Raw genomic sequence first — 735 nt, 5'->3', positions numbered from 1 at the left:
CCTGCCTGGCGGCGTGTGCCCGTGGCGACCAACGCGCCTTGCGCCAACTCTATGCCGAGGACAGCAGCCGCTTGCTCGGCGTGGCGTTGCGCATTGTGCGTGACAAAGCCCTGGCCGAAGATGTCGTGCATGACGCGTTTATCAAGGTCTGGCGCGGCGCCGGCAGTTTCGACCCAAGCCGTGGTTCGGCGCGGGGCTGGGTGTTCAGCATCACCCGGCACCTGGCGCTCAATGCCGTGCGCAATCACTACCGGGAGGTGGCATTGAGCGACGAACACGAGCAACTCGCCGCCCCCAATGACAGCTTCGAATTCAGCGCCCGAGAAGGTCAGGTGTACCGCTGCCTGGAACAACTCGACCCGACCCGTCGCACGTGCATCCTTCACGCCTATGTCGACGGTTATTCCCACAGCGAAATCGCCCGGAAACTGGACACGCCCCTGGGCACCGTCAAAGCCTGGATCAAACGGAGCCTCGTCGCGCTGCGCGAGTGCATGGCATGAGCAACCCACTGGATGAACTCGCCAGCGAATATGTGTTGGGCACCCTGCCCGCCGAGCAACGCGCCGAGGTCGAGCAACGCTTGAAACATGACAGCGAGCTGCGTGCGGCGGTAGATGCCTGGGAGCAGCGCCTGCTGCCGCTGACCGCCTTGGCCGAACCCGTGCCGCCGTCCGCGCAACTGTGGCGGCGCATCGAGCGCAGCACGGCAAACAACCAGGACGCCGGTGTGCC

At 65.2% G+C, this 735-nt stretch carries 1 protein-coding gene and 1 pseudogene; both read left to right on the top strand.

Going from position 1 to position 735, the window contains the following annotated elements; translation table 11 throughout:
• Positions 1-503 (top strand): sigma-70 family RNA polymerase sigma factor (locus FEM54_RS33440; RefSeq protein ID WP_138454385.1); only part of this gene is annotated, 503 nt, incomplete at its 5' end.
• Positions 500-735, top strand: a pseudogene (locus FEM54_RS33435) (RNA polymerase subunit sigma-70); the annotation flags it as partial. The gene FEM54_RS33440 and the pseudogene FEM54_RS33435, both read left to right, overlap by 4 nt.

Source organism: Pseudomonas edaphica (assembly GCF_005863185.1).
In the GTDB taxonomy this organism is placed as follows: Bacteria; Pseudomonadota; Gammaproteobacteria; order Pseudomonadales; family Pseudomonadaceae; genus Aquipseudomonas; species Aquipseudomonas edaphica.
Note: the sequence above shows the minus strand (reverse complement) of the source record. Positions and strands in the feature narration are given on the sequence as shown.